The organism is Paramagnetospirillum sp., from assembly GCF_058402745.1.
In genome coordinates this window covers 214622-222530 of record NZ_JBZVFI010000006.1, presented here as the reverse complement: position 1 = coordinate 222530, position 7909 = coordinate 214622, and the positions used below count along the sequence as shown (strand labels likewise).

General features: G+C 69.2%; 9 protein-coding genes and 2 pseudogenes. 8 read left to right on the top strand and 3 right to left on the bottom strand.

What is annotated here, in order from left to right; translation table 11 throughout:
* Window positions 1-345: 345 nt before the first annotated feature.
* Window positions 346-528: a hypothetical protein gene (locus ACV4UZ_RS04860; RefSeq protein WP_491599787.1), complete on the bottom strand. Its 183-nt coding sequence runs from the start codon at window positions 526-528 to the stop codon at window positions 346-348.
* Here ACV4UZ_RS04860 and ACV4UZ_RS04855 point away from each other — a divergent pair.
* From ACV4UZ_RS04855 to ACV4UZ_RS04845, 3 genes and pseudogenes are all read left to right on the top strand, one after another.
* Window positions 467-664, top strand: a pseudogene (locus ACV4UZ_RS04855) (SPFH domain-containing protein); the annotation flags it as partial. The gene ACV4UZ_RS04860 and the pseudogene ACV4UZ_RS04855 sit on opposite strands and share 62 nt — an antisense overlap.
* Window positions 665-785: 121 nt before the next feature.
* Window positions 786-1364: an SPFH domain-containing protein gene (locus ACV4UZ_RS04850; protein WP_491599786.1), complete on the top strand. Its 579-nt coding sequence runs from the start codon at window positions 786-788 to the stop codon at window positions 1362-1364.
* 81 nt (window positions 1365-1445) lie between these two features.
* Window positions 1446-2435 (top strand): Mrp/NBP35 family ATP-binding protein, encoded by a 990-nt coding sequence (locus tag ACV4UZ_RS04845; protein ID WP_491599785.1) that lies wholly within the window; start codon window positions 1446-1448, stop codon window positions 2433-2435.
* A gap of 151 nt (window positions 2436-2586) precedes the next feature.
* On the opposite strand, the gene ACV4UZ_RS04840 is transcribed toward ACV4UZ_RS04845, so the two are convergent.
* Window positions 2587-2889, bottom strand: a complete 303-nt coding sequence (locus ACV4UZ_RS04840; RefSeq protein WP_491599784.1) for a hypothetical protein — start codon at window positions 2887-2889, stop codon at window positions 2587-2589.
* Between the two features lie 267 nt (window positions 2890-3156).
* Complete coding sequence (locus ACV4UZ_RS04835; RefSeq protein WP_491599783.1) at window positions 3157-3930, bottom strand: hypothetical protein; 774 nt, start codon at window positions 3928-3930, stop codon at window positions 3157-3159.
* A 44-nt stretch (window positions 3931-3974) separates the two neighbouring features.
* On the opposite strand from ACV4UZ_RS04835, the gene ACV4UZ_RS04830 reads away from it, so the two are divergent.
* From ACV4UZ_RS04830 to ACV4UZ_RS04810, 5 genes and pseudogenes are all read left to right on the top strand, one after another.
* On the top strand, window positions 3975-4250 hold the full coding sequence (locus ACV4UZ_RS04830) for a hypothetical protein (RefSeq protein ID WP_491599782.1): 276 nt from the start codon (window positions 3975-3977) through the stop codon (window positions 4248-4250).
* A gap of 565 nt (window positions 4251-4815) precedes the next feature.
* Complete coding sequence (locus ACV4UZ_RS04825) at window positions 4816-5214, top strand: ABC transporter substrate-binding protein (RefSeq protein ID WP_491599781.1); 399 nt, start codon at window positions 4816-4818, stop codon at window positions 5212-5214.
* A 45-nt stretch (window positions 5215-5259) separates the two neighbouring features.
* A pseudogene (locus tag ACV4UZ_RS04820) lies at window positions 5260-5394 on the top strand (glycosyltransferase); the annotation flags it as partial.
* An 88-nt stretch (window positions 5395-5482) separates the two neighbouring features.
* Window positions 5483-6601: a PDZ domain-containing protein gene (locus tag ACV4UZ_RS04815; RefSeq protein WP_491599780.1), complete on the top strand. Its 1119-nt coding sequence runs from the start codon at window positions 5483-5485 to the stop codon at window positions 6599-6601.
* A complete protein-coding gene (locus ACV4UZ_RS04810) occupies window positions 6598-7887 on the top strand; it encodes a replication-associated recombination protein A (protein ID WP_491599793.1) in 1290 nt (429 codons plus the stop codon). The genes ACV4UZ_RS04815 and ACV4UZ_RS04810 overlap by 4 nt, the downstream gene beginning before the upstream one ends.
* Window positions 7888-7909 lie beyond the last annotated feature (22 nt).

Here is a 7909-nt window from a genome sequence, read left to right as displayed (position 1 = left end):
TAAAGACACACCAAATTAGTTGGTTATGCGCCGGCAAAGCGCACAAGCATCTCCTCATATGGGGCCTCGGCCCGGTTTCAAAGCCGATTCCCGCCGCCATCCTATATTGAAAACCGGTAATGTGAATGGCGTCGCGTTTTGCGCAAGGCGGAATCCTGCCTATGTTCCCCATGAATGTTGGGACTTGAACGAAGGGAAACCTCATGGCTTGGAATCCTCGTGGCGGCGGCGGCGGCCCTTGGGGCGGCGGCGGCGGCGGCGGCCCCTGGGGCAATGGTGGCGGCAACCGCCCGGGCGGCGGCGGGAACGGCGGCGGCTTCGGCGGCGGCCCCGATCTCGAGGATTTCATCCGCAAGGGCCAGGAAGGGCTCGCCGCGCCATGCCGGGCGGCACCGGCGGCGCCAACGGCATGCGGGGCATCGCGGCCCTGGCGGCGCTGGCGGTGGCGGCCTGGGGCTTTTCCGGCATGTACAAGGTCAGCCCCGACGAGCAGGGCGTGGTGATGCGCTTCGGCAAGTGGGTGGACACCACCGAGCCGGGGCTGCACTACCGCCTGCCCTACCCGATCGAGACGGTGCTGCTGCCCAAGGTGACCAAGGTCAACCAGCTGCTGCTGGGCTCGCGCGTCGGCGCCGACCTGCGGGGCGGCGGCCGCGCCACCGACGAGAGCCGCATGCTGACCGGCGACGAGAACATCGTCGAGGCGGAAGCCGCCGTGTTCTGGCCCATGCGAGGACGCCGGCAAGTTCCTGTTCGCGGTCCGCGATCCCGAGCTGACCGTCAAGGTGGCCGCCGAAAGCGCGCTGCGCGAGGTGATCGGCCGCAACCCCATCCAGGCGGCGCTGTCCGACAAGCGCGAGCTGATCGCCATCCAGACCCAGGAGGAATTGCAGCGGCTGCTGGATTCCTATGGCGCCGGCATCCACATCCAGCAGGTCCAGCTGCAGAAGGTCGATCCGCCCAGCGCGGTCATCGACGCCTTCAACGACGTGCAGCGCGCCCGCGCCGACCAGGAACGCGCCCGCAACGAGGCGGAAGCCTACCGCAACGACATCATCCCCCGGGCGCGCGGCGAGGCCGAGCACCCCTCGCCCAGGAGGCCCAGGCGCTACCGCGAGCAGGTGGTCAACCTAGCCCAGGGCGACGCCAAGCGCTTCACCCGCCCTTTACAATTCCTACAAGCGAGGCGGAGGACGTCACCGCAAGGCGCCTCTACATCGAAACCATGGAGGAAATCCTGGAAGGAAGGGGGCAAGGTGGTCATCGATCCCTCGGCCAAGGGACTGGTGCCCTATCTGCCGCTGCCCGAACTGAAGAGGGCAGCATGGCCGAGGTCACCGAACAGCAGATCATCCAGGCGCTGAGCCGGGTCATCGATCCCGACCGCAAGGCGGACATCGTCAGTCTCGGCATGGTGTCGGGCCTCGGCGGTGAAGAACGGCCACGTGGCCTTCGCCATCGAAGTCGATCCCCAGCGCGGTCCCCATCTCGAACCCCTGCGCAAGGCGGCCGAGGAGGCGGTGCATGATCTGCCGGGCGTGGTGTCGGTGTCGGCGGTGCTGACCGCCCAGCGCAACACCCAGGGCGGCCCGAAGGGGGCTCCCCAGGGCGGGCACGGCCATGGTCATCAGGCGGAAAAGCCGCTGCTGCCCCACGTCAAGGCCATCGTCGCCGTGGCGTCCGGCAAGGGCGGCGTGGGCGAGTCCACCACGGCGACCAACATCGCCATGGCGCTGTCGCGCATGGGCCTCAAGGTCGGGCTGTTCGACGCCGACATCTTCGGGCCTTCCATGCCGCGCATGCTGGGCATCACCGGCGAGCCGGTCAGCCCCGACGGCCAGACCATGATGCCCATGGAGAATTACGGGGTGAAGTGCATGTCCATGGGCTTCCTGGTGCCCCTGGACTCGCCGATCATCTGGCGCGGCCCCATGGTGATGGGCGCGCTGGAGCAGCTGCTGCGCGACGTCCACTGGGGCGAGCTGGACGTGATGATCATCGACATGCCGCCCGGCACCGGCGACACCCAGCTGACCATGACCCAGCGCGTGCCGCTGACCGGCGCGGTGATCGTGTCGACGCCGACATCGCGCTGCTCGACGCCACCAAGGGCCTCAACATGTTCCGCAAGGTGGACGTGCCGTATGGGCATCATCGAGAACATGAGCTATTACATCTGCCCCAAATGCGGCGACGAGGCCCACATCTTCGGCCATGGCGGCGCCAAGGCCGAGGCCGCCCGCCTGTCCGCCGACTTCCTCGGCGGGCGAGGTGCCCTTGGACATCGCCATCCGCCAGACGGCGGACGCCGGCGAGCCCATCGTCATCTCCAAGCCCAACTCGCCCCACGCCAAGGCCTACATGGAAATCGCCGGCAAGATCTAGGGATAAGGTCCAGGTCCTGCAGGGCAGCCACAAGGGCCCCCGGATCGTGATGGAGTAAGCCGGTGCCGGCGGAGCGCCCGCGCTCCAGGGAGTAGGGGAGTATGCAGGCAGGAGGACACCACGCTCCCCAGGAGTAGGGAGAAGCGGGCGGGACACCCCGCGCTCCACGAGGTATCGGAGCGCGGGCGTCCCGCCCGCCCCTCATCCCCCCGTTCCGGCCGACGGCACGCGGGGGTGGGCGAGGTCGGTCATCACGCCCGGGCCGTTGACCAGGGAGAAGCCGGCCCGAATCGCCTCGGTGATCAGCGGGCGGCGGCGGATGCCCCAGACATAGCAGGCCATGCCCGATGCGTGGGCGGCGTCGCGGAAGCGCTCCAGGCGGGCCAGCAGTTCCATGTCGCCGGTCTTTTCCTCCGGCGTCAGCTGGGCGAGATCGATGCCGATGGCCTTCACCCCCTTCAGGGCCTTGACCATGCCCGGCGCCGACAGGGGCAGGCGGACCATGATGGGGCAGTCCGAGCTTTTCCAGCGGCTGGAACAGGCGTCCGACCACATGGGGCGGGACGGCGGGCGACAGGCCGAAGATTTCGATCTTCAGGTGCTTGCGCAGGGCCTGGGGCGGGCAGCTTTCGAAGGGAATGCGGATGCAGTCGCGCCAGCGCGGCGCCAGGCTCATCCAATGGAAGGGCACGGTCAGCCCCACCTTGAGGCGGGCATAGAACAGGTCCTTCAGCTCGTAGGCCGCCTGGGTGGCGACGAAGCGGTCCATGGTCAGCGATTCGATGGGGGCGGCGCCAGGGCGACGGCGTAGGCGCTTTCCAGCGGCGGCGCCCCTTCCTTGTCGACCCGGATGACCTTGGCGTGGAAGGCGCCCACCGCCGGCTTGGTGGCCACCCAGGTGGGGGTCCACACCAGGGTCAGACTCGATTCCGGCGACAGGTGGTGGTCCGAGGCCAGGCCGGCCTCGGCGTGACGCTCCAGCTGCTCCTCCAGCCAGTCGGCGCCCTTGCCTTCGCGGGCCGCGACGGTCATCACCTCGCGCGGGGCGTCGGCGCCGTGCAGGGCGGTGCCCTCGACCCGCATCACCTCGCGCGGGGCGTCCGCGCCGTCGAGGGGGTGGCCTTCCACCCTGAGGACCCGCATGTCCCGCTTCTTCGGCTCCTCCATCACCCATTTGGGCACGGTGGATTCATCGATGCGATAGGGCTCGTCGCCGCCGCTGACGGCATAGGCCCCGCCCTTGACCGCCGGAGGGGCCCGGCTTCGCCGCCTCCTCGGGCGGCAGCATGGCCGCCAGGGTGGCGCGGTGGAGGGCGGACCAGCCAACTGGACGGGCAGGGCGGCCCCGGCCTGGGCGACGGCCTTGCGGATGGCCTCGTGGTCGAGGGTGCCGTCCTTGGCCACCGCGTCCCTGGCCGCCATGTTGGCGGCCACCACCTGGGGGCGGCGGCCGTTGATCATGGCGTCGCCGAACAGATAGGTGGAGAGGTCGGCGGCGATGGAGGCCACCCGCGCCCGGGTCTCCTGGCGCGACGCCGCCGGCATGGACAGACAGGCGATCTCGGCGTCCAGGCGGGTGATCGTCGTCCTTGGACAGGTCCACGTGGCGGCGGATGATGGCGTCGCCCGCCACCTCCAGCAGGCCGCTGAGCTTGCCCCATTTCGAGGAGCCCACCGCCTGGCGGAAATCGGAAAGCGAGAAGACGTGCAGCCGGTGGTCCTCGCCCCTGGCGCCGCCGGTGGCGTCGAGCAGGGCGCGGGCGAAGGCGTCGGGATCGAGGAAGCCGGTCTGGGGACGCGAGGGCGGGGCGGCGCGCGGCCTAGCTTTGGCAGCCGGTAGGCCTGCCCGCCCGGCGCTGGCCTGAACCGTCTTGATGGCGGCCCAAAGGCTCGCAAGGACCATGGTGCTATCCCCAAACCCCTAAGTAGAATTCCATAAGTGGAGATGGCCTGTCCAGTCGGGGGCTTCAACCCCGCCGGGCTCCGGGTGGCGCTGGCTCCTTTGGGGACAATATGATATGGCAGGAACCCGGCGGGCGCTCCAATCGGGGGCGCCCCGGTCTTTGTGGAGAGGATGGCATGCGTGCGCTTCTTGCCGCGTCGGTGCTGGCGCTGTTGCTCGTGTCCGGCCTGGCGGCGTCCGCCGGAGCGCGGGGAGGGAGCGACCGGAGGCGGTGATCCGCACCTTCAGCGCCCGCCTGCTGGACAGCATGAAGGGCGGCGCCAAGCTGGGCTACAAGGGCCGCGCCGAAAAGATGCGCCCGGCGGTGACCGAGGCCTACGACATGCCCGCCATGACCCGCGGCACCCTGGGCACCGCCTTCAACAAGCTGACGCCGGAAGAGGCGGCCAGGCTGGCCGAGGCCTATACCGCCTTCTCGTGGGCGCCTATGCCGCCAGTTCAACGAGTGGAACGGCGAGCGCTTCGACGTGGGCGCCCATCGCCCGTCAGCCAGCGGCACGGTGATCGTTCCCTCGTGGCTGGTGCCCAAGAGCGGCGATCCACCCCAGATCGACTACGTCATGCGCCAGGAGCAGGGCCAGTGGCGCATCATCGACGTGCTGTTCGAGGGCACGGTCAGCCAGGTGGCGGTGCGCCGCTCGGAATTCGGCTCATCTTCCGCGCCAAGGGCTTGCCGGGCTGATCGAGACCATCGAGAAGCAGACGGCCGGCCTGGACAAGTAGACGGGAGCTGTCGCGTGGCTGTCATCCCGACGACCATCGGGAGGAGGGAACTCCGCTTGTTCGGCTGTTTCCGGTTTGGTTCCGGCACGCCAGGACGAGATCCCTCGCCTGCGCTCGGGATGACCCTGGAGGAAGGCCTGTGATTACCGTTTGGCAGGGGCTGTCCCTGGCCCTGATCGCCCTGACCAGTGGCCGGCTGTATCTTCCAGGTGGCCTCGGCCCTGCTGGTCCACCGCTTCCAGCGGGCGCCCAAGCCCGCCGCCGCCATCCGGCCGCCCATCACGGTGATGAAGCCCCTGTGCGGCGCCGAGCCCGGCATGGCGGAGAACACCGAACTGCTGCTGCGCCAGGACTATCCCCGGTTCCAGATGGTGTTCGACGTGCCGATCCGCCGATCCGGCCCTGGCGGTGGTGGACGGCCTGCCCCGCGACCTGGCCGGCGTGGAGATCGACGCGGTGGCCGATGCCACCCGCCACGGCCTCAACCTCAAGGTCGGCAATCTCCTGAATATGTGGTCCAAGGTCCGGCACGACCTGATCGCCATCGCCGACAGCGACATCCGCGTCGGTCCCCATTACCTGGACGATCTGGCCGCGCCCTTCGCCGAGCCCAAGGTGGGCGTGGTGACCTGTCTTACGTGGGGCGCCCGGTGTCCCGGCCAGACGGTGACCCAGGGCATCGTCTCGGCCCTGGCGCGCACCAATGTGGGCGTCTCGGACGTCCAGAGCTTCATCCAGACCGACGCCGCCATCAATCCCGGCAATTCCGGGGGCGCCCTGGTGGACCTGCAGGGACGGCTGATCGGCATCAACACCGCCATCTATTCCAAGGACGGCGGCTCCAACGGCATCGGCTTCGCCATCCCCACCGCCCTGGTGCGTCAGGTGGCGGCCTCCATCGCCAAGGGCGGCAAGGTGGTGCGGCCCTGGCTGGGTGCGAGCGGGCAGGCGGTGACCTCCGATCTGGCCCAGGCCCTGAAGCTGCCGCGCCCCATCGGCGTGCTGATCAACCACATCCATGGCGATTCGCCCGCCGCCCGCGCCGGGCTGATGGACGGCGACGTCATCGTGGCGGTGGAAGGCCGCGAGGTGGACGACCCCGAAGGCATGCGCTTCCGCCTCGCCACCCTGCCCATCGGCGGCGACGCGCGCCTTACCGTGCTGCGGGGCGGGACGGAGAAGACCATCACCGTCCGGCTGGTGGCGCCCCCCGAGAATCCGCCGCGCGACAAGACCGAGATTTCGGGCCGCAATCCCTTCGCCGGCGCCACCCTGGTCAACCTCAACCCGGCGCTGGCCGAGGAGATCGGCATCAATTCCGGCCTGTCCGGCGTGATGATCTTCGGCATCCGCCGTGGCTCGGTGGCCGGCCGCCTGGGGCTGCAGCCCGGCGACATGCTGCTGAAGATCAACGAACGGCCGGTGGCCAGCGTCGCCGACGCCCGCAAGCTGCTGGGCGTCGAGGCGCCCCGCTGGGCGATCACCATCAAGCGCAACGGCGAGGTGATGAGTCTGGTCGTCGGCGGATGAGTTCGCTGTTCGACAACCCCGCCGACCGCCCCCTGGCCGAGCAGTTGCGCCCGGCCGGCCTGGATGAGGTGGTGGGGCAGACCCATCTGCTCGCCCCCACCGCGCCGCTGGGACGCATGCTGGCGGCGGGGCGCCTGGCCTCGGTGATCCTGTGGGGGCCGCCCGGCTGCGGCAAGACCACCATCGCCCGCCTGCTGGCCGAACGGGTCGGCATGCATTTCGAGCCCCTCTCGGCGGTGTTCTCCGGCGTCGCCGACCTGCGCAAGGTGTTCGATGCGGCGGAAAAGCGAAAACAGACCGGTCGGTCGACCTTGCTGTTCGTCGATGAGATCCATCGCTTCAACCGGGCGCAGCAGGACGGCTTCCTTCCTTTCGTGGAAAACGGCACGGTGGTGCTGGTGGGCGCCACCACCGAGAACCCGTCCTTCGAGCTGAACGGGGCGCTGCTGTCACGCTGTCAGGTGCTGGTGCTGCACCGCCTGGACGACGCCGCCCTCGATCTGCTGCTGGAAAGGGCGGAAAGCGTGCTGGGCCGCCCCCTGCCGCTGGATGCCGACGCCCGCGCCGCCCTGCGCGCCATGGCCGACGGCGATGGCCGCTACCTGCTCAATCTGGCCGAGGATCTGGCCGCGCTGCCGGCCGAACCGGTGCTCGATCCCGCCGGACTGGCCAATGCGGTGCAGCGCCGCGCCCCGGCCTACGACAAGGACCGCGAGGGCCATTACAACCTGATCAGCGCGCTGCACAAGAGCTTGCGCGGCTCGGACACCGACGCGGCGCTCTACTGGATGGCCCGCATGCTGAAAGGCGGCGAGGACCCGCTGTTCATCGCCCGCCGCCTGACCCGTTTCGCGGTGGAGGATATCGGGCTGGCCGACCCGCAAGCCGTCACCCAGGCCGTCGCCGCCTGGGACGTCTACGAGCGCCTGGGATCGCCCGAGGGCGAGCTGGCCCTGGCCCAGCTGGTGATCTATCTCGGCACGGCGCCCAAGTCCAACGCCGCCTACATGGCCTACAAGGCGGCCAGGAAGGCGGCCAAGACCACCGGCTCGCTGATGCCCCCCGCCCACATCCTCAACGCGCCGACCAGGATGATGAAGGACCTGGGCTATTCCAAGGGCTACCAGTACGACCACGACGACCCGGACGGCTTCTCGGGCCAGAACTACTTCCCCGACGGCATGGAACGCACCCGCTTCTATCGCCCGGTGGAACGCGGCTTCGAGCGCGAGATCAGGAAGCGCCTGGACTACTGGGATAAGCTGCGCATGAAAAAGGGGGGCTGAAGCTCAACCCTATTCGCACCTT

Bases quoted from the DNA above. Each gene is read 5' to 3' on its own strand.
- ACV4UZ_RS04835 (WP_491599783.1), bottom strand. From the start codon at position 3,930: ATGCCGGCGGCGTCGCGCCAGGAGACCCGGGCGCGGGTGGCCTCCATC.
- ACV4UZ_RS04840 (WP_491599784.1), bottom strand. From the start codon at position 2,889: ATGGTCCGCCTGCCCCTGTCGGCGCCGGGCATGGTCAAGGCCCTGAAG.
- ACV4UZ_RS04810 (WP_491599793.1), top strand. From the start codon at position 6,598: ATGAGTTCGCTGTTCGACAACCCCGCCGACCGCCCCCTGGCCGAGCAG.